The organism is Streptomyces sp. Y1 (assembly GCF_041053115.1).
Classification (GTDB): domain Bacteria; phylum Actinomycetota; class Actinomycetes; order Streptomycetales; family Streptomycetaceae; genus Kitasatospora; species Kitasatospora rubellomurina.
On sequence record NZ_CP163445.1, the window covers coordinates 810,079 to 830,075 of the forward strand.

At 72.8% G+C, this 19,997-nt stretch carries 12 protein-coding genes; 5 read left to right on the forward strand and 7 right to left on the reverse strand.

Going from position 1 to position 19,997, the window contains the following annotated elements; all coding sequences use genetic code 11:
* Window positions 1-278 precede the first annotated feature (278 nt).
* On the reverse strand, window positions 279-3,377 hold the full coding sequence (locus AB2U05_RS03320) for a SpaA isopeptide-forming pilin-related protein (RefSeq protein WP_369182364.1): 3,099 nt from the start codon (window positions 3,375-3,377) through the stop codon (window positions 279-281).
* Window positions 3,378-3,907: 530 nt separating this feature from the next.
* Between AB2U05_RS03320 and AB2U05_RS03325 the strand changes: the two genes are divergently transcribed.
* Entirely contained in the window at window positions 3,908-4,855 is a 948-nt protein-coding gene (locus tag AB2U05_RS03325; protein WP_078859682.1) for a PHB depolymerase family esterase, read from the forward strand.
* Between the two features lie 20 nt (window positions 4,856-4,875).
* Here the strand turns inward: AB2U05_RS03325 and AB2U05_RS03330 are convergent, their stop codons facing one another.
* Genes AB2U05_RS03330 through AB2U05_RS03345 form a run of 4 tightly spaced genes read right to left on the reverse strand, consistent with a single transcriptional unit; the run spans window position 4,876 to window position 10,305 of the window.
* Window positions 4,876-7,257, reverse strand: a complete 2,382-nt coding sequence (locus tag AB2U05_RS03330; RefSeq protein ID WP_369182365.1) for a beta-glucosidase — start codon at window positions 7,255-7,257, stop codon at window positions 4,876-4,878.
* Window positions 7,258-7,274: 17 nt separating this feature from the next.
* Window positions 7,275-8,093: a carbohydrate ABC transporter permease gene (locus AB2U05_RS03335; RefSeq protein ID WP_045708711.1), complete on the reverse strand. Its 819-nt coding sequence runs from the start codon at window positions 8,091-8,093 to the stop codon at window positions 7,275-7,277.
* Window positions 8,093-9,001, reverse strand: coding sequence for a carbohydrate ABC transporter permease (locus AB2U05_RS03340; RefSeq protein WP_369182366.1), 909 nt, complete (start codon window positions 8,999-9,001; stop codon window positions 8,093-8,095). The genes AB2U05_RS03335 and AB2U05_RS03340 overlap by 1 nt, the downstream gene beginning before the upstream one ends.
* 32 nt (window positions 9,002-9,033) lie before the next feature.
* Complete coding sequence (locus AB2U05_RS03345; protein ID WP_369182367.1) at window positions 9,034-10,305, reverse strand: ABC transporter substrate-binding protein; 1,272 nt, start codon at window positions 10,303-10,305, stop codon at window positions 9,034-9,036.
* A gap of 229 nt (window positions 10,306-10,534) precedes the next feature.
* Between AB2U05_RS03345 and AB2U05_RS03350 the strand changes: the two genes are divergently transcribed.
* Entirely contained in the window at window positions 10,535-11,551 is a 1,017-nt protein-coding gene (locus tag AB2U05_RS03350; RefSeq protein ID WP_369182368.1) for a LacI family DNA-binding transcriptional regulator, read from the forward strand.
* 126 nt (window positions 11,552-11,677) lie between these two features.
* On the opposite strand, the gene AB2U05_RS03355 is transcribed toward AB2U05_RS03350, so the two are convergent.
* Window positions 11,678-13,150, reverse strand: a complete 1,473-nt coding sequence (locus tag AB2U05_RS03355; RefSeq protein WP_369182369.1) for an endo-1,4-beta-xylanase — start codon at window positions 13,148-13,150, stop codon at window positions 11,678-11,680.
* A 539-nt stretch (window positions 13,151-13,689) separates the two neighbouring features.
* On the opposite strand from AB2U05_RS03355, the gene AB2U05_RS03360 reads away from it, so the two are divergent.
* Both AB2U05_RS03360 and AB2U05_RS03365 read left to right on the forward strand, forming a co-directional pair.
* Window positions 13,690-15,696, forward strand: a complete 2,007-nt coding sequence (locus AB2U05_RS03360; RefSeq protein WP_369182370.1) for a glycoside hydrolase family 6 protein — start codon at window positions 13,690-13,692, stop codon at window positions 15,694-15,696.
* Between the two features lie 57 nt (window positions 15,697-15,753).
* On the forward strand, window positions 15,754-17,283 hold the full coding sequence (locus AB2U05_RS03365) for a cellulase family glycosylhydrolase (RefSeq protein ID WP_369182371.1): 1,530 nt from the start codon (window positions 15,754-15,756) through the stop codon (window positions 17,281-17,283).
* A gap of 11 nt (window positions 17,284-17,294) precedes the next feature.
* On the opposite strand, the gene AB2U05_RS03370 is transcribed toward AB2U05_RS03365, so the two are convergent.
* Window positions 17,295-18,329, reverse strand: a complete 1,035-nt coding sequence (locus AB2U05_RS03370; protein ID WP_045705041.1) for a LacI family DNA-binding transcriptional regulator — start codon at window positions 18,327-18,329, stop codon at window positions 17,295-17,297.
* Between the two features lie 281 nt (window positions 18,330-18,610).
* Here AB2U05_RS03370 and AB2U05_RS03375 point away from each other — a divergent pair, with 281 nt between their 5' ends.
* A complete protein-coding gene (locus AB2U05_RS03375) occupies window positions 18,611-19,966 on the forward strand; it encodes an ABC transporter substrate-binding protein (RefSeq protein ID WP_369182372.1) in 1,356 nt (451 codons plus the stop codon).
* The last annotated feature ends 31 nt before the right edge of the window (window positions 19,967-19,997 follow it).

Below are 19,997 nucleotides of genomic sequence, written 5' to 3' on the forward strand. Positions count from 1 at the left end.
TGGTGTCCATCCGATCGGGAGCGTCACGCGGCGGTGTCGAAGCGCTTCGACTCGAACATTCACCAAATGATTCGGGTTTCCTGATGGCGTGTCAGTGAAGAAATCTGCGCGCGGAGAATTCCGAGGAATTCATTGAATCGGTGTCGAATATCCGGCGAATCAAAGGCGTGCGGTCGAGCCGTCGAGCCTCGGTCGAGCGTCCCAGGACGAGGGAGGGCGGGCGGCCGGCTCGCCGCCGACCGCCCGCCCTCCGTGGGACCTCCCGCGAGGCCTGCCGCTCAGGCGCCGTGGCGGCGCCGGACGGCGGCGTACAGGACGACTCCGCCGAGCAGCACCAGCGCGCCGCCCGCGCCGGCGAGCAGGAGCGCCTCGCTGCCGGTCGGGGGCAGTTCGGGCAGCCGGTCGTTGTCGACGGTCAGCACGACCTCGCCGGCCTCGCCGATCCGGATCTCCGCCTCGGTGACGGGGTCGCCGGGCAGCCGGTAGCCCTTCGGAGCCTCGGTCTCCTTGACCAGGTACCGGCCGGGCCGCTGGGCGCCGAAGTCGCAGACGCCGTCCTCCCCGGTGGTGCAGGGCGGCCCGATCCGCGCGTCCCCTCCGTCAGCGCCGCCGGCGCGGTGCCAGAGCTCGAACACGGCGCCGGGCAGCCGCTGGTGGCTCCTGCGGTCCTGCTTGACGACGCGCAGGGTGCCGGGAAGCGGCCGGTCGACGGCGGTGGTGCCGACGCCCTGCCGCCAGTTGTCGGCGGTGAGCACCAGCGGGCCGAGGACCGCCGGATCGGGGAGCTGGTAGCCCCGGGGCGCCCGGGTCTCCTGCCAGTAGTAGGTGCCGAGCGGCACCGCCGCCGCGCACCGGCCGTCATCGCCCGTGGTGCACGGGCCGCCCTCCTTCGTGCCGCCGCCCGCCGGGTCGCCGTTCCACAGCTGGAACTCGGCGCCGGGCAGCGGCCTGCCCTGCGGGTCGGTCTTCAGCACCGAGACCTGGCCCCGGGCGGGCTGGTCCACGGCGGTGACGGTCAGCCCGGCGTCCGTGGCGGCCTCGGTCAGCGCGAGCGGCCCGGACACGGCCGGCCCGGGCAGCTGGTACCCGGCCGGGGCGGCGGTCTCCTCCCAGTAGTACGTGCCCGGCGGTACGGTCGCCGAGCAGCGGCCGTCGGCGCCGGTGGTGCACGGCCCGCCGACCTTCGTGCCGCCGCCCGCCGGGTCCCCCTGCCACAGCTGGAACACGGCCCCGGCCAGCGGCCTGCCGTCCGGATCCGTCTTCAGCACGCTGACGGCGCCCTCGGCCTGGTGGAAGCCGAAGTCGACGGTGTGGTCGTTCTCGCCCGGCCCGCCGGTGGTGAGCGCGTACTCGGGGTACCGGCCTCCGGGCGGGACGACGCCCTTACTGTCGACGAACCGGTTGTCGCCCGCCCGGGCGACGGTCGGCACCCAGCGGTACAGCGGTCCGCCGCTCGCGTAGTCGGCCGGGTCGTCGACCCGGACGGTGTACGCGGTACGCGGCTTCAGGCCGCCGGGCACGTTGGTGTCGTCGAAGTAGTACTCGCCGCGCGCGGTCGTCCTCGTCGTCGCGATCCGCCGGCCGTCGGCGTCGTACAGGTGGACGGTGGCGTCCGGGACGGGCGCCTCGCCCGGGTCCTGGAGGCCGTCGCGGTCGACGTCGTACCAGAGCCGGTTGCCGATCTGCAGCGGCGCCTGGTCGCATAGGACTTCCAGGTCGGCCATCGAGCCGGCCTTGCCGAAGGAGGTGGTCAGCTGGTTGCCGACGCCGTCGCTGTGGGCGCCGGTGCGGGGGAAGAAGCCGGTGCCGCCGGTGTAGACCGTGGCGAGCGGGTCCATCGCGGAGGACGCGATGGTGGACTCGACCTTGGACAGGGCGATGCCGGCGAAGGCCGCGTTGTCGTGAAAGACGGTCCGCTGGGTGTCGTAGAACTTGTTGCCGCGCCCGGTCAGTCCGCAGCCGCCGTTGGCGTCCAGCACGAAGGTCCCGCCGGGGCCCGGGCACGCCCGGTCGAGGTCGCCGCCGGAGGCCACCGAGGAGATCCTGGGGTCCGTGGCCGAGTTCCGGGCGTTCACGCCCATCTGGTCGGCGAACCGGTCCCGGAAGCCGAGGATCATGCTGCCGTCGGTGTCGATCACGATGTCGCCGAGGATCGGCTGCGGGTAGCCGTTGAGGTACCCGGAGCAGGTGTGGCCGTCCTGGGTCTCGCGCCACACGTCGGACCAGGTGTACCAGCCGGCGCCCGGGCAGGCGGTCAGCGTGTACGTGGGCGGCCGGGGGAAGTCCAGCTTCTGGTCCAGCACGGTGCCGGTGAAGGCCCCGGCGGCCGGGGCGAAGGTCTGGACGACGGCCCGCAGGTCGGCCCGGTCGCCGGTGCTCTCGCCCGAGCAGACGCCGCCGACGTACACCGTGCCGTCCTGGACCCCGAGGCCGTACGGGCGCCAGTCGCCGGCCGCCGGGCAGCCCGGGTCCGGGACGGCGTAGCTCGCCTCGGGGGCGGCGGCGGTCGGCCGGGTGGCGTCGTAGCGGTACAGCTTGCGGTCCACCAGGTTGACGACGTACAGGGCCCGGCCGTCCTCGCTGACCTCGACGTCGCCGAGCGACTCCTTCGCGACGGTGCCCATGAAGTTCACGTCGCCCGCGGTGGCGAAGTCGTGCCGGGTGGTGCCCGCGTTCGGGACTGTGGTGAACAGCGTGGTGGCGCCGGTGGTGCGGTCGGTCAGGTAGATCGCGCCCGGGCCGCCGGGGCCGTAATCGGCGCCGCGGTGGGCGGTGGCGCCGGAGAAGATCCACTTCTTCTGCTTGCTCCACCCGATGCCGTACAGCGCGCCGGTCTGGGCGGCGGTGGCCCGGTCGGTGGTCCGGTCGTCGACCCCGCGCGCGCTGTACGGGAACTCCACCAGGGTGCGGGCGCCCGCCCCGGCTTCCGGGGGATGGATGCAGGCGGTGGCCAGCGGGGCGTTGCGCTGGCAGTAGTCGCCGGGGTTCCACAGCCCCGTGGTGAACGAGACGTTCTTCCCGCCGGACAGGTCGACGAATTCCTCGTTGCTGCTGAGCCGGCTCGGATCGCCGCTCAGGCCCTGCCGGGAGGCGAAGGCGGGGAACAGCAGGCCGGGCCGGGGGTTGACCACCTGGACCCGGTAGCTGCCGCCCTTGAGCGCGCTCCCGTTCGGGTCCAGCGTCACGGTGCCGTCTGCGGCGGTCCGGCCGGTGAGGGTGGTCCCGGCGTCGTCGGTCAGGTCGACGGTGACGCCGGCCATGCCCGGCTCCAGCACCGGGTCGTAGACCCCGCCGGTGTCCACCGCGCGGACCACCCGGACGGTGACCGCGCCGTCGCCGGTGCCGGCGGCGGCGCGGGTCGCGACCAGGCCGGGCACGGCCGCGCACAGGGCCAGGGCGGCCGCTCCGGCGAGTGCCGGGCGCAGCCGTGGGCGCGGTCGGGCGCCCGGTCCGGGGCACGGTCCGAGGCCCGGTCCGGGGCTCGATAGGTCGCTCGGTGGGTCACTCGGTCGGTCGCGGTGCAATTCCACGCCCCCGTCATTCTTTCGCACTTGTATCACCATTCAATTCCCCGGGCGGAAAACCCAACGCGATACAAAATGCCGCAGGAATTCGGCCGTACGTCACCGCACGATGACCCGCCGTCAAGAGCGGGCGGAATTTCACTCACTCGGACGGAGGGCGCGCGCCTTCGGGGCGCAGCGCCCGGCAGGGCCCGCCCGCCGGAGCGCGCGGCCAGCGCGGCCCGCGCCGTCCGCGCCGCCGTGAAACTTTCACCGGCGGAATCGCTCCCACCGGCCGTGTCCCGGGGCGGCCGGGAAGGCCGGCCGGCCACTCCTTGACGGCCCGCGGTCACTGATGCAGCGTCATCAGCCCGAAACCCGTTCGAGACGAGAGAGCAGGTTCCATGCCGCGTTCCCGGTACCTGAAGTCCCGCCTGATCGCCGTGCTCCTGGCCCTCGCCGCCGCGTGCGGCGTGAGCCTGTCGGCCGCGCCCCCGGCCGGCGCCGCCTCGCTGACCCGGATCGCGGACTTCGGCAACAACCCGACCGGCCTGCAGATGCACCTGTACGTGCCGAACGGCGCCAAGGCGCACCCGGCGATCCTGCTGGCGCTGCACGGCTGCCAGGGCTCCGGCCCGTACCTGTACTCCAGCACCGACTTCGCGGGGCTGGCCGACCGGTACGGGTTCGTCGTCATCTACCCCTCGACCAACCCCGGGGGCAGCTGCTGGGACGTCTCCTCCGACCAGGCGCTGACCCGGGGCGGCGGCAGCGACCCGGTCGGGCTGATGTCGATGATCACGTACGTCGAGCGGCACTACGGCGGCAACCCCGACGCCGTGTACGTCACGGGCGAGTCCTCGGGCGGGATGATGACGAACGTCATGCTCGCGGACTACCCGGACGTGTTCAAGGCGGGCGCGGCGTTCATGGGCGTGCCGTACCACTGCTTCTACACGGGCACCGTGCGCGGCTGGAACGGCCCCTGTGCCGGCGGCCAGGTCTCGCTGTCCGGGCAGCAGTGGGGCGACCTGGTGCGCCGCGCCTACCCCGGCTACACCGGGCCGCGCCCGCGCGTCCAGCTGTGGCACGGCACCGCCGACCCCATCTTGAACCACCGCGACCTCGGCGAGGAGGCCAAGCAGTGGAGCAACGTCCTGGGCGTGGACCGGACCCCGCCGACGAGTGACACCCCGGCCGCCGACTGGAACCGGACGCGGTACACCGACCGCTCCGGCACCACGCAGGTCGAGACGTACAGCATCGCGGGGGCCGGTCACCAACTGCCGGTCCAGGGCACGCCGATGGCCGCCTACGCCGTTCACTTCATGGGCCTGGACCGCAGCCGGTGACCGACCGGCCGCGGGCCCGGTCACGGGACGGCGGCCGGCGGGAGGCTGTGGACGGTGACGGTCGGGTGCAGCCGGCGGGTGTGGTCGAGCGCCCGGGCCGGGCCGGTCAGACGCAGCGGCACGGTGAGGCGGGGGTCGGCGCTGGAGGCGGAGATCCGCAGTTCCAGTGCTCCGGGCTCGACGACCCGCCCGCCGTCCCGGCCCGTGAAGCCGGCCAGGTCGGCGGGGAGGGTCAGCTCCACCCGGCAGGCCGCTCCGGCCTCCAGCGGGATCCGGCGGTAGCCGACCAGCCGCTGCACCGGCTGGACGACGCCGGCCACCGGGTCGTGCAGGTAGAGCTGCACGACCTCGGTGCCCGCCCGGGTGCCGGTGTTGCGGAGCCGGAAGGCGAGCCGGAACGCGCCGTCGGTTCCGGTCTCGGCCTCCCGCACCTCCAGGTCGGACCAGGCGAACTCGCTGTAGCCGAGCCCGTGTCCGAAGCCGAAGGCGGGCGTCGGGTCGGTGCTGGAGACCTCGCCGGCCTGGGCCAGGCGGGCGGCCAGGTAGGTGGAGGGCTGGACCCCGGGGTGGGCGGGGACGGAGACGGGCAGCCGCCCGGACGGGTTGACCCGCCCGCTGAGCACGCCGGCCAGCGCCCGCGTCCCGGCCTCGCCCGGGAAGAAGCACTGGACGATCCCGGCCGCCCCGGTGACGGCGCGCCCGAGCGCGTACGGCCGCCCGGCCAGCAGGGTGACCACCGCGGGCGTCCCGGAGTCCACCACCTCCTCCATCAACTGCCGCTGCTTGCCAGGAAGTTCGAGCGATTCGACGTCGCAGCCCTCACCGCTGGTGCCGCGCCCGAACAGTCCGGCGCGGTCGCCGAGGGCGAGCACCACCACATCGGCCCACCGGGCGGCGCGGACGGCCTCGGCGATGCCGTCGGTGTCCTCGCCGTCGACCGTCACGCCGCGCACCGTGCGCAGCTCGCTGCCCTTGAACTCCGCCGCCAACGCCTCGCGCAGGGTGGGCAGTTCGATGCCGAGCGGGGTGCCGGGGTGCTGTCCGCCGACGTGCACCGGGAAGGAGTAGCAGCCGAGGACGGCGGTGGGTTCGTCGGCGTTCGGGCCGATCAGCGCGATCCGGGCGGGGTCGCGCAGCGGCAGCAGGCCGTCGTTGCGCAGGAGCACCACGGCCTGCTCGGCGAGGTCGGTGGCGAGTGCCCGGTTGGCGGGCCGGTCGAGGTCGACGAGACCGCGCAGCGCCTGCGGATCGCTCAGGTCGGCGCCGGCCAGGGCGGCCGGTACGGGGCTCCAGTCGGCGTCCAGCAGCCCGAGTTCGGCCTTCTGGACGAGGACGCGGCGCAGCGCCCGGTCGATCAGCCGCTCGGGCACGGCGCCCGTGACGACCGCGTCGAACAGCGGCTGTCCGAAGGCGTCGACGGTCGGCAGCTCGACGTCGACTCCGCCGGCCAGTGCCTGCCCGGCGGCGGCGGAGCGGTCCTCGGCCACGCCGTGCAGGGTGGCGAGGAACGCGATGGCGAAGTAGTCGGCGACGACCGTGCCGGTGAACCCCCAGGTGTCCCGGAGCAGCCCGGTGAGCAGGGCCTGGTCGGCGGTGGAGGGGAGGCCGTCGGTGTCGGTGTAGGCGGGCATGACCGAGCGGGGCCGGCCTTCGCGGACGGTCATCTCGAAGGGCGGCAGGATGACGTCGGCGCGCTCGCGCGGGCCCATCGAGACGGGGGCGAGGTTGCGTCCGGCGCGGGAGGCGGAGTACCCGGCGAAGTGCTTGAGGGTCGCGACGACGCCGGCCGACTCCAGGCCCTGGACGTAGGCGGTGGCGATGGTGCCGACCAGGTACGGGTCCTCGCCGATGGTCTCCTCGACCCGCCCCCAGCGGGCGTCGCGGACCACGTCGAGCACCGGGGCCAGGCCCTGGTGCACCCCGACGGCCCGCAGGTCGCGGCCGATGGCGGCGGCCATCGCCCGGACCAGCTCCGGGTTGAAGGCGGCGCCCCAGGACAGCGGCACCGGGTAGGCGGTGGCTCCCCAGGCGGCGAAGCCGGCCAGGCACTCCTCGTGGGCCAGCGCCGGGATGCCGAAGCGGTTGGCGGCGGCGATCCTCTGCTGGGTGCGCAGGAGCGAGAGCGCGCCGAGCGCCGGGTCCACCGGGGCGGTGCCGAACGGTCGGGTGAGCTGGCCGAGGCCGTACGGCAGGAGGGTGGCGAGGTCGGGTGCCGGCTCCATCTCGTGCTGGTGCGGGGCGACTTCGTCGCCGCCGGCGTCGGCGCCGACCCAGACGCCGACCAGTTGGGCGGTCTTCTCCCGCAGGGTCATCGCGGCGATCAGGGCGTCGGCCCTGGCCTCCGGGGTGAGTGTGGTGTCGCGCCACGCGGGCGCGGGTTCGGGGGCCGTGTGAGCAGCCATGTGATCCATGTGAGCGTTCACTTTCCTCCCACCCCCGTCAGGCCCTGGACCAGGGCGCGGCGGGCGAACAGGTAGACGACGAAGACGGGGAGCATGGACAGCACGACGGCGCTGAGCAGTCCGGGCACGTCCACGCCGTGTTCGGTCTGGAAGTCGTACAGGCCGAGGGTGATGAGCTTGGTGGAGTCGGACTGGGTGAGGATCAGCGGGAAGAGGAAGCCGTTCCAGGCCTGGAGGGCGGCGAAGACCGTGATCGAGGACAGCCCGCCCTTGGACAGCGGGATCACCAACTGGCGGAACATCCGCGCCGGGGAGGCCCCGTCCATCGCCATCGCCTCGTACAGCTCGGGGCTGATGTCGCGCATGGACCCGGTCAGCACCAGGGTGCAGACCGGCAGGCAGAAGGCCGCGGTCGGGAGGATGACGCCGAGCAGGTGGTCGTACAGGCCGGTCTTGCTGATGACGAAGAACATCGGCACGATGACGGCCTGGGCGGGGATCGCCAGGCCCAGCAGGAACAGCCGGAACACCCAGCCGGTCACCCGGCCGCGGGCGCGCACGATGGCGTAGGAGAGCGGCGGGACGACCAGCAGGACGATGGCGACCACGCCGGCGGTGACGGTCAGGGTGTTGAGGAAGTCCCGGCCGAAGCCGGAGGAGAGGTCGGTCAGGTAGTTCTGCAGGGTCCACTGCCGGGGCAGGCTGAGCGGGCCCTCGGTGGAGTAGTCGGAGCGGGTGCGGAAGGTGGCGATCAGCAGGACGTACAGCGGCAGGCCGACCAGCACCAGCCACACCAGGGAGCCGAACCCGGCCAGGATGTTGGGGCGCCGTCGCATCACAGGCCCTCCGTCGTGCCGCGCATCTTGTCGTAGCCGGAGATCCGGACCACCGCGAGCGAGATCAGGGTGGCGACCACCACGAGGACCAGCGCGACGGCCGACCCGGTGCCGAAGTCGAAGCTCTTGAAGGCCTTCTGGTACATGTAGTAGGAGGTGACGGTGGTGTCCGTGCCGGGGCCGCCCTGGGTGAGGATCAGCACCGTGTCGAAGGTGGTCAGTCCGCCGACGACCATCAGGATCACCGAGGTGATGATGGTGTTGCGCAGCTGCGGCAGGGTGATGTGGAGGAACTGCCGCACCCGGCCCGCCCCGTCGACGGCCGCGGCCTGGTAGAGCACCTGGGGGATGGCCCGGGCGCCGCCCTGGTAGATCAGCGCGTGCAGCGGGGTGAACTGCCAGACGCCGACGAAGGTCAGCACCCCGATCGCCCCGGCCTTGCTGCCGAGCAGGTTGCCGTCGCCGAACAGCCAGGTGAGCTCGGCCGGGACGCCGAAGTTCGGGTCGAGGACGGCGCGCCACACCACCGAGACGGCGGTCGCCGAGAGCAGCAGCGGCACGAAGTAGACGGCCGAGAGCACGGCCCGGTTGCGCTGCTTCCCGGCGGCCCAGACGCCGAGCAGGATGCTGATCGGCGTCTGGGTCACCACCCCGAGGGCGGTGAGCAGCAGGGTCGTCCAGACGGACTGGAGCATCACCGGGTCGTCCGCCAGGGCGGTCCAGTTGTCCAGGCCGTTGAAGCGCGGGTCGCCGATGCCGTCCCAGCTGGCGAAGGAGAGGACGGCGACCAGCAGCAGCGGTGTGAGCGCGAACATCAGGAAGAACACTGCCGCCGGGAGCGCCCACACGACGCCCGGGCGGGTCGCCTCCGCGCCGGCCCGTACGCGGCGCGTCGGACGGCGCGTCATGCGGCGCGTCATGCGGCGCGTCATGCGGCGCGTCATGAGGTCGGCAAGGCCCGCATGGCCTTGATGAAGCCGTCGGCGTCGAGGGCGCCGTTGAAGAACTGCTGGACGGCGGTGTGCATCGGGGTCATGGCGCTCGGCGGGTACGCCTGGTCCCAGGAGAGCTGGAACGAGGGGGCGGCCTTGACCATCTGGTACTGGTCCTTCGAGTAGGCCGGGCTGGCGGAGAGGTCGAGGTGGTCGGGGGTGTTGGTGGTGGTCGGGAGGTTGCCGATGGACAGCTGGGCCTTCACGAACTCGTCGGAGTACATCAGCTTGAGGAAGGCCGCGGCGGCCTCCGGGTGCTTGGACTTCTTGAGCACGGAGTAGAAGTTGTTGGTGTTGCCGACGACGTCGGCCGCGTCGCCCTTGCCGCCGCTCAGGGACGGGAAACCGGTGTAGCCGAGGCCCGACTTGGCGAAGTCCGGGTTGGCGTCCTGCTGGGTGGAGTAGTACCAGGAGCCCATGAGCTCGAAGGCGGCCCTGCCCTTGGCGACCAGGGCCGGGGAGCCGCCGTCGGTGAACTTGACGGAGTCGAAGTTGCTCCCGAAGGCCCCGGCGTCGACGAGTTGCCTGATCGCGGCCAGGGCCTTGCGGCTGTCCTCGCTCCCCCACGCCTCCCGGTCGCCGCCGAGCGCCTTCTGGAACAGGCCGGGGCCGGCGATCCGGTCGTAGAGGTACTCGAACCACATCAGGGTGGGCCACTGGTCGCCGCCGCCGAGCGAGATCGGCGTGATGCCCTTGGCCTTCAACGCCTGGACGGCGGTGAGGAGTTCGTCCCAGGTCTTCGGCGGCGTCAGCCCGGCGTCCGCGAGGACCTTCTTGTTGTGGAACAGCAGCACCGGCTGGGTGCCGCGCATCGGCACTCCGTACGGCTTGCCGTCGACCACGGCCGAGTTGAAGACCGAGGGGAGGAAGTTGTCCTTCAGGCCCGGGTCCTTCGCGATGAACTCGTCCAGCGGCAGCAGCAGGCCCGCCTTGACGAACGGCTGAATGGAGCCGCCACCCCAGTTGAAGAAGACGTCCGGGGCCCGCGAGGTGTTGATGACGGTCTGGAGCTTCTGCTGGTAGTCCGCTCCGGGGATGGTGTCGAGCACCGCCTTGACCTTGGAGGTCTTGTTGAACGTGTCGACGATCTGCTTCTCGACCTTGTTCCCGGCGTCTCCGTAGACCAGCACGTGGATCGTCCCGCCCCCGGCGTCGGAGGAGCCGTCACCGGAGCCGCAGGCGGCGGACGTTCCCAGGACGAGTGCGGTGACAACGGTCATCGCAGCGAGTCTCGATCGCATATCCTGCCCTCAGTTCGAATGTTTCGAGCAAGTTGCCGAATGTTGTGGGAAACCTAGAGCCGACCTGACCGCCCGTCAAGAGTGCGGACGGGATCGGCTCCGGCCCGCCGGCGGGCTAGCATCCGTGCGGTACGGACCGCCCCCGGGCCGTGCCCGACAGCCACCCACGACGGAGTTCGCCCTAGCAGGGGCAGTGCAGGAGGAACCCGTGGACAGAGCGGCCACGCTGGCCGAGATCGCGCAGGAGGCGGGGGTCTCCGCGCCGACTGTTTCGAAAGTCCTGAACGGACGCGCCGACGTCGCCCCGGCCACCCGGGAACGGGTGGAGGAACTGCTCCACCGGTACGGCTACCGGCGGCGGCGCGGCAACCGTCAGACGAGCCCGCTGCTGGAACTGGTCTTCCACGAGCTGGAGAGCGCCTGGGCGGTGGAGGTGATCCGCGGCGTCGAGAACGCCGTCCGCGACGAGGGCCTGAGCATCGTGCTCTCCGAGTCCGCCGAACGGCACGGCCCCGGCCAGTCCTGGGTAGACGGGGTGCTCGCCCGCCGCCCCACCGGCGTGGTGCTGGTGCTGTCCGACCTGGACCGCTCGCTGCGCGAGCAACTGGCCCGCCGGGACATCCCCTTCGTGGTGCTGGACCCGGCCGGCGACCCCGGCCAGGAGGTGCCCGCCGTGGGCACCACCAACTGGGACGGCGGCCTCGCCGCGACCCGGCACCTGCTCGACCTCGGCCACCGCCGGATCGGCCTGCTCGGCGGCCCCGCGCGGATGATGTGCAGCCGGGCCCGGGCCGACGGCTACCGCGCCGCGCTCGACATGGCGGGCATCCCGTACGACCCGCGACTGGTCCGCGAGGGCGACTTCCACCACGAGTCCGGGCGCCTGCTCGGCCTGGAGCTGCTGCGTCTGCCGGAGCGGCCGACCGCCGTCTTCGCCGGGAACGACCTCCAGGCGCTCGGCCTGTACGAGGCCGCCCGCGAGCTGGGGCTGCGCATCCCGGAGGACCTCAGCGTGGTCGGCTTCGACGACCTGCCGCTGGCCCGCTGGGTCGGCCCGCCGCTGACCACCGTGCGCCAGCCGCTGACCGAGATGGCCGAGACGGCGACCCGCCTGGTGATCGACCTGGCCCGCGGGGTGCGGCCCGGCACGCTGCGGGTGGACCTGGCCACCAGCCTGGTGGTGCGCAGCAGCACCGCCGCGCCGCGCGCGCAGCCGGCGGCCTGACTGAGGGTCGGGTCGCCCGGTCGCCTGGTCGCCGGGCCGGACAGCGGTGCGGCCGGGCGGTCCGGGAGTCCCGGTACCGTCCGGCCGCACCGTGCTGCGGTGTCAGTGTCGGTGTCAGTGTCGGTGTCAGCCGAGGGTCCACTGCTGGTTGCGGCCGCCGCCGCAGGTCCACAGCTGGACCAGGGCGCCATCGGCGGTGGAGGCGCCGGACACGTCCAGGCACAGACCGGACTGGGCCCCGGTGACGGTGCCGTCCGCGTTCAGGTGCCACTGCTGGTTGGCCTGGCCGTTGCACGACCAGACGACCACCTTGGTGCCGTTGGCCGCGCCCTGCCCGGAGGCGTCCAGGCACATCCGGCTGCCGCCGTCGTAGACGCTCAGCTCGCCCGCCGAGGTGCGCGTCCAGGTCTGGTTGGTGCCGCCCCAGCAGCTGTAGATCTGCACCTGGGTGCCCGCCGTGGTCGACGCGTTCGGCACGTCCAGGCACTTGCCGGCACCGACCGCGCGCAGCGCGCCCGTGGTGCTGCCACCGCCGCCGGGGGTCGAGCCGCCGAGGGCGGAGAGCGCCGCGTAGTAGGCCGGCTTGGGCTGGTCGTTGCCGTCGTACATGGTGGCGGCGCCGGTGCCGGGGAAGGTGCCGGGGATCCAGGAGTGGGCGTCGTCCACGCCCCACTGGCTCACGCCCACGCAGCGGGACACGGCCGTGCAGGCCTTGACGACGGCGGCGTAGTCGGCGGCCTGCTGCTGGAGCGCGGCGCCGGAGGCGGGGAGCTGGATGCGGTCGTCCAGTTCGGTGACGGCCACGTCCAGGCCCAGGTTCGCGAACCGCTGGATGTCGGCCTGCAGGTCGGCGGGGACCTGGCCGAGGACGAAGTGGCTCTCAAGGCCGATGCCGCCGAGCGGCACGCCCTGGGCGAGCAGCGACCGGGCCAGGCGGTAGAGGGCGTCGCTCTTCGCGTTCACGCCCTCGATGTTGTAGTCGTTGATGTAGAGCTTCGCTCCCGGGTCCGCGGCGTGCGCGGTGCGCAGCGCGTCGGCGAAGTAGCCCTCGCCCATCGCCCGGTAGAACACGTCCTGGACGTAGGAGCCGTCGCCGTTGAAGGGCTCGTTGATCACGTCCCAGGCGTAGACCTGGCCCTTGTAGTGGGTGGCCTCCGCCGTGATGTGGGACTCCATCGCGGAGCGCACCTGGTTGAGCGGCAGGTTCGCGGCCCAGGAGGGGAGTTGGTTCTGCCACACCAGGTTGTGGCCGCGCACGCGCATGCCGTGGGACTTGGCGAACTGGACGATCCGGTCGCCCGGCCCGAAGTTGTACGCGCCCGGGGACGGCTCGATGGTGTCCCACTTCATCTCGTTGGCCGGGGTCAGCATGTCGAACTGCGCCGCGGCGACGGCGGTCTCGCCTGGGGCGCCGAGGTCGCCGCCCTCCAGCGCGGTGCCGAAGTACCGGCCGTTCGCTTCCGCGGCCGCCTTGAGCGTGGTGCCGGCGGCCGCGGCCGGGCTCGTCGCGGCCAGCGCGCCGGTCGCGAGCACCAGCGCCAGGACCAGGGCGGCGGTCCAGGCGCGGTGCAGTCCGGTCAGGATCCTGCGAAGGGGCATGGTCGACCTCCGGGGTCGTTCCGTGGGGGGTGGGGGGTGAACACCCGCGTGGTCAGCGGGCGTTGGCGCGCGAAGGAGGACGGTGGTGGGGCCGTCGGTTCGGGGGGCGGGAGCAGCGCGGCGGTGGGTCGCGCTCCCGCGGCTAGGTAACTCGGGGTGTACGGGACGCGTCAATACGCGGTTGAATGTTTCGACGATGTTTCGGAAATATCCGCGGCTCCCAGGGCCGCCCGGGGACCCCGACCCCGCGGGTGCGCGGGGCCGGGGCCGGGGCCGGGGGGACGGGCTCAGCTGCCGGGGGCCGCCGGGGGCCGGACCACGGCGGCGACCAGCGGCGGAGCCCGGCACCCCGGGCCGTGCGCCACCCGGCGCGGCGGCCTGTAAGTTTCAGCCTCTCGTGGGAGCGCTCCCGCGCCTCTTGACGGTGTTTCACCGGCCCTGGCTTGATGTGGGGGGATCGCCGCGCCCCGATCTGGGCGCGCTCCCACCCCATTAGGCGATCCCGTCAGGACTCCCACCCCCCGTGAAAGGACCCGGACGTGTCCCGTTCCGTCCTGCGCCGGCTACGCACGGCAGCGGCCGCCTCGCTGCTCGGCGTCACCGGACTGCTGCCGAGCATCGGCGCCGCCACCCCCGCGCACGCGGCCACCCCCGTCCACGTCACCAACCCCTTCGCCGGCGCGACCGGCTACCTCAACCCCGACTTCGCGGCCGAGGTCAAGGCCCAGGCCACCGCCGACGGCGGGGCCCTGGGCGCGCTCGAAACCCAGGTCGCCGCCAACCCGACCGCCGTCTGGATGGACCACATCGGCGCGATCGCCGGCGACGGCGGGCGGCTCGGCCTCCAGGCCCACCTCGACCACGCCCTCGCCCAGCAGCAGGCGGGGAGCACACCGGTCGTCCTCCAGGTCGTCATCTACGACCTGCCCGGCCGGGACTGCGCCGCCATCGCCTCCAACGGTGAACTCCCCGCCACAGCAGCAGGGTTGACCACCTACGAGACGCAGTACATCGACCCGATCGCGGCCGTCCTGGCCAACCCGAAGTACGCGGGCCTGCGGGTCGCGGCCATCATCGAGCCGGACTCCCTGCCCAACACCGTCACCAACCAGTCCAAGCCGGCCTGCGCCACCGCCGCGCCGTTCTACGAGTCGGGCGTCGAGTACGCGCTCAACAAGCTGCACGCGATCCCCAACGTCTACAACTACCTGGACATCGGCCACGCGGGCTGGCTCGGCTGGTCCACCAACATGGTCCCGGCGGGCAAGGAGTACGCCAAGATCGCCCAGGCCACCACCGCCGGGTTCGCCAGCGTCGACGGCTTCGTCAGCGACACCGCCAACACCACCCCGCTGACCGAGCCGTTCCTGACCAACCCGGACCTCACCGTCGGCGGGCAGCCGCTCAAGTCGGCCAACTTCTACCAGTACAACCCCGTGTTCGACGAGTACCACTACAACACCGCGATGTACTCCACCCTGGTGTCCAACGGGTTCCCGAGCAGCATCGGCATGCTGGTCGACACCTCGCGCAACGGCTGGGGCGGCCCCACCCGGCCCACCGCGCTGAACTCCGGCCCGACCACGGTGGACGCGTACGTCGCGGCCAACAAGGTCGACAAGAAGCCCTTCCGCGGCGACTGGTGCAACATCAACGGCGCCGGCATCGGCGCCCGTCCGCAGGCCCTGCCGTACGGCGCGGGCAGCCCGATCATCGCGTTCCTCTGGGTCAAGCCGCCGGGTGAGTCGGACGGCGACTACCCCTCCGCCACCCACCCCCACGGCGACCCGCACTGCGACCCGAACGGCACCCAGAGCGACGGGAACGGCAACTCCTACCCGACCGACTCCATGTCCGACGCCAACGTCCCGGCGGGCCAGTGGTACCCGGCCCAGTTCCGGCAGCTGGTCCAGAACGCCTACCCCGCGTTCGACGGCTCCGGCGGCACCACCACCGGCCCGACCGCGCCGAGCGGCGTGACCGTCACCGGCACCACCAGCAGCAGCGTGTCGCTCAGCTGGACGGCCTCCACCGGCCCGGCCGCCGTGACCGGGTACTCGGTGTACCGCAACGGGGTCAAGGTCGCCACCGCGACCGGCACGAGCTACACCGACTCCGGGCTCTCCGCCGCCACCGCCTACCAGTACACCGTCACCGCGCAGGACGCGGCCGGGAACACCTCCCCCGCCTCCCTCGCGGTGACCGCCACCACGGCGACGTCCGGCGGTGGCGGCGGCGGCAGCAGCGGCTGCTCCGCCACCTACGCGGTCGGCAACGACTGGGGCAGCGGCTTCACCGCCGGCGTCACCGTCGCCAACACGGGCACCACGCCGACCAAGTCCTGGACGGTCACCTGGAGTTGGGGCGGCAACCAGCAGATCACCAACAGCTGGAACGCCACCACCGCGCAGAGCGGCGCCGCCGTGACGGCCGCCAGCCAGGCGTACAACGGCGCCCTGGCGCCGAACGCCACCACCAGCTTCGGCTTCCAGGCGACCTACGCGGGCGGCAACACCGCCCCGACGCTGACCTGCACCGCGAGCTGACCTCCCCCGGCCGGGGCCGCACCGGCGGCCCCGGCCCCCACCCCCGAGGAGTTCGGCATGCCCAGAGCCGCCCGTGCCCGTACCGCCGCCTTCGCCGCCGCCACCGCCGCGTGCACCGCCCTGGCGGTGCTCCCGCTCACCGCCTCGGCGGCGCCCACCGCCAGCAGCCTTTCCTGCGGCGTGAGTTACGCCGTCAACGACTGGGGCAGCGGGTTCACCGCCAACGTCACCATCACCGACACCGGCACCACCCCCATCAACGGCTGGACCCTCGGCTACGCCTACACCGGCAACCAGACCCTCCAGAACGGCTGGAACGGCACCTGGACCCAGACCGGGCAGAGCGTCACCGTCACCAACCCCGCCTACGCCCCCACCATCAACCCCGGCGCCGGCTACACCACCAGCGCCAACTTCTCCTACACCGGCCCCAACACCGCCCCCACCGCCTTCACCGTCAACGGCACCGCCTGCGGGCCGCAGTCGAGCCCGCCGCCCACCAGCCCGCCGCCCACCAGTCCTCCGCCCACCAGCCCACCCCCGACCAGCCCACCGCCCACCAGCCCGCCGCCGACCGGGCAGGCCCCGGCCGTGCACGTCGCCGGGGCCACTCTGGCGAAGGCCGACGGCACCCCGATCACCCTGCACGGGGTCAACCGGTCGGGCGCCGAGTTCATGTGCGTCCAGGGCCACGGTTTCTTCGACGGGCCGGCCGACCAGACGTCCGTCACCGCGATGAAGTCCTGGGGCATCAACGCCGTCCGCGTGCCGCTCAACGAGGACTGCTGGCTCGGCCACTCCAACGTCGAACCCGCCTACGCCGGCGCGGCCTACATCAGCGCCGTACGGAGCTACGTCGACCTGCTGCACCGCAACGGCCTGGTGACCGTCCTGGACCTCCACTGGACGGACGGGGCGTACACCGGACCGTCCGCCGGCTGCTCCGACGCCGACGCCACCTGCCAGAAGCCCATGCCGGACGCCGCCGGAGCGCTGCCGTTCTGGACCTCCGTGGCGCAGACCTTCAAGGGCGACGACGCCACCGTCTTCGACCTATTCAACGAGCCCTACCCGTCACGCGCCACCGGGAGCGCGGCCAGTGGCTGGGCCTGCTGGCGGGACGGCGGCAGCTGCGCCGGCATCGGCTTCCGGGTCGCCGGCATGCAGGCGATGGTCGACGCGGTGCGCTCGACCGGCGCGGACAACGTCCTGCTGCTGGGCGGCCTGGAGTACGCCAACGACCTCACCCAGTGGGCCGCGTACCGACCGACCGATCCGCTGCACAACCTGGCCGCGTCCTGGCACTCCTACAACTTCAACGCCTGCAGCACCAGTTCCTGCTGGGACGCCCAGCTCGGCCCGCTGGCGGCCCAGGTCCCGGTGGTCACCGGCGAGGCGGGCGAGAACGACTGCGCCCACGGCTACCTGGACACCCTGCTGCCGTGGCTGGACCGGCACGGCGTCTCCTACCTCGCCTGGGCCTGGAACACCTGGGACTGCGGCAGCGGCCCGGCGCTGATCAGCTCCTACGACGGCACGCCGACCGGCTTCGGCGCCGGCTACCGCGCCCACCTCGCCGGCCTGTAGTCACGCCCCGCTCACGCCGACTCCCGCACCACCAGCTCCGTCGGCAGGACCACCTGCCGGCGGAGCCGGGCCGGCCGGGCGATCTCCTCGAGCAGCAGCCGGACCATCAACCGCCCCATCTCCTCGGTCGGTTGGCGCACGCTGGTGAGCGGCGGCTCGGTGTGCCGGGCCACCACGGAGTCGTCGAACCCGACCACGGCGACGTCCTGCGGCACCCGCCGGCCCGCCTCGCGCAGCGCCTGCATCGCGCCCGCCGCCATCAGGTCCGAGGCGCAGAACACCGCGTCCAGGCCCGGCCGGCGGGCGAGCAGGTCCCGCATGCCCTCGCGTCCGCCGTGCTCGGTGAAGTCCCCGTGGGCGACGAGGCCCTCGTCGGCCGGGACGGCGGCCTCGTCGAGCGCCTGCCGGTAGCCGGCCAGCCGCGCCGCGGCGGCCTCCATGTCGAGCGGCCCGGTGACGGTGGCGATGGCCGTCCTGCCCCGGGACAGCAGGTGCCGGACGGCCGCCCGGGCGCCGCCCGCGTTGTCGGCGTGCACGTAGCCGAGCGTCTCCTGCGCCGAGCGGCGGCCGCTGAGCACGGCGGGCAGCTCCAGCCGCTCCAGCAGCTCGGGGAGCGGGTCGTCCTGGTGCACGGAGACCAGCAGGACGCCGTCCACCCGGCGGGCGGCGAGGTAACGGGTCAGCCGCTCCCGCTCGTGCTCGTCGCGGACCAGCACCAGCAGCAACTGCAGGTCGGAATCGGCGAGTTCGGCGGAGACCCCGGTGATGATGTCGGAGAAGTAGGGCTCGGAGCTCAGTTTCGCCACGCTCTCCGGGATGACCAGCGCGACGGCGTCGGTCCGGGAGGTGACCAGGGAGCGCGCCGCCTGGTTGGGGACGTAACCGAGCTCCGCGATGGCCTGCTCGACCGCCGCGCGGGCCTTGGCGCTCACCCTGGGCGAGCCGTTGACGACGCGGGACACCGTGCCCCGGCCCACACCGGCCCGCGCCGCGACCGCCTCCAGGGTGGGGCGGGCGGCGGGTGGCTGCTGCGCGGCTCGGCTCATGATCGTTCTCCCGGCGGACGGCGGAACTCGGACGGCGGAACTCGGACGGCGGAATGCGGACGGCGGTGGTGGCTGCGGCGACCGGCACCGAGGGCGGCCGGACGACACGGTCCGGTAACGGAGCCGATGCACGCCCTTGACACGCCTCGCGCGGCGAAGCAATCTTCCCACATCGCGGTGGGAGCGCTCCCACAAGTGTGTTCCACCCCGCTCCCCCAGCTATGCCGGCCGCCATTCGCGCGGCGTTTGCCATGGACCACCCTGGACGAGGAGATTCGGCCATGCGGAACCCCGGCACCACCCCCAGCACCAGAACAGCCGCCGCCCGTCGGGCGCGCAAGCCGCTGCCCGCCGCCGCCGTCGCGGCCCTGTGCGCCCTGCTGGTCGCCGGCTGCAGCAGCTCCGGCAGCAGCACCGGCACCGGCACGGGCGCGGCCTCCGGCGGCAAGGTCACCCTGACCGTGGGCGACTACGGCACCTTCGGCTACAAGGAGGCCGGCCTGTTCGACGCGTACATGCGCGAGCACCCCGGCATCACCATCGTGGAGCACACCGTCCAGCAGGAGAGCGACTACTACCCCGCCCTGCAGACCCACCTGGCCTCGGGCAGCGGCCTGGACGACATCCAGGCGGTCGAGGTCGGCCGGATCGCCCAGGTGGTCAAGAAGCAGGCGAACAAGTTCGTCGACCTCGGCACGGCGGCGGGTGTCGACAAGGGCGCCTTCCTGCCCTGGAAGTCGCAGCAGGCCACCGCCCAGGGCGGCGCCGTGATCGGCCTGGGCACCGACATCGGCCCGATGGCGATCTGCTACCGCAAGGACCTGTTCCAGCAGGCCGGGCTGCCCACCGACCGCACCGAGGTGGCCAAGCTCTGGCAGGGCGACTGGGCCAAGTTCCTCGACACCGGCAAGCAGTACCAGGCCAAGGCGCCCGCCGGCACCTTCTTCACCGACTCCGCCGGCGGCCTGTTCAACGCCGTGGTGTCCTCCAGCCCCCTGCAGTACGACGACGCGAGCGGCAAGCTGGACTACAAGAACAGCCCCGGCGTCAAGACCGCCTGGGACCTGTCCACCGGTGCGATCCAGGCCGGGATCAGCGCCGGTCTCAAGCAGTTCGACACCCCGTGGAACCAGGCGTTCGCCAACTCCAAGTTCGCCACCGTGGCCTGCCCGTCCTGGATGACGGCCATCGTCTCCGACAAGTCCGGGCCCGCCAACAAGGGGAAGTGGGACATCGCCGCCGCCCCGTCCGCCGGCAACTGGGGCGGCTCCTTCCTCACCGTGCCCAAGGCCGGCAAGCACCAGAAGGAGGCCGCGGCGCTCGCCGCCTGGCTCACCGCGCCCGCCCAGCAGGCCAAGGTCTTCACCTCGGTCGGCAACCTGCCCTCCACCACCGGGGCGCTGAGCCGGCCGGAGGTGCAGGGCGCCAAGCTCGACTACTTCGGCGACACGCCCACCGGCCAGATCTTCGCCGCCACCGCGCAGTCCATCAACCCGACCGTGATCGGCGAGTGGGACGGCCTCGTCAAGGACGCCCTCACCAACGGCGCCCTGCTCAGCATCGAGCAGCACCAGAGCGACCCCGCCAAGGCGTGGAGCACGGCCGTCAAGGAGATCGACGACAAGGTCAGCGACTGACGGCCCGTCCCGGGCGCCCACCCGTCCCGGC

Bases quoted from the DNA above. Each gene is read 5' to 3' on its own strand.
- AB2U05_RS03365 (WP_369182371.1), top strand. From the start codon at position 15,754: ATGCCCAGAGCCGCCCGTGCCCGTACCGCCGCCTTCGCCGCCGCCACC.
- AB2U05_RS03355 (WP_369182369.1), bottom strand. From the start codon at position 13,150: ATGCCCCTTCGCAGGATCCTGACCGGACTGCACCGCGCCTGGACCGCC.
- AB2U05_RS03325 (WP_078859682.1), top strand. From the start codon at position 3,908: ATGCCGCGTTCCCGGTACCTGAAGTCCCGCCTGATCGCCGTGCTCCTG.
- AB2U05_RS03330 (WP_369182365.1), bottom strand. From the start codon at position 7,257: ATGGCTGCTCACACGGCCCCCGAACCCGCGCCCGCGTGGCGCGACACC.
- AB2U05_RS03340 (WP_369182366.1), bottom strand. From the start codon at position 9,001: ATGACGCGCCGTCCGACGCGCCGCGTACGGGCCGGCGCGGAGGCGACC.
- AB2U05_RS03335 (WP_045708711.1), bottom strand. From the start codon at position 8,093: ATGCGACGGCGCCCCAACATCCTGGCCGGGTTCGGCTCCCTGGTGTGG.
- AB2U05_RS03375 (WP_369182372.1), top strand. From the start codon at position 18,611: ATGCGGAACCCCGGCACCACCCCCAGCACCAGAACAGCCGCCGCCCGT.
- AB2U05_RS03345 (WP_369182367.1), bottom strand. From the start codon at position 10,305: ATGACCGTTGTCACCGCACTCGTCCTGGGAACGTCCGCCGCCTGCGGC.
- AB2U05_RS03370 (WP_045705041.1), bottom strand. From the start codon at position 18,329: ATGAGCCGAGCCGCGCAGCAGCCACCCGCCGCCCGCCCCACCCTGGAG.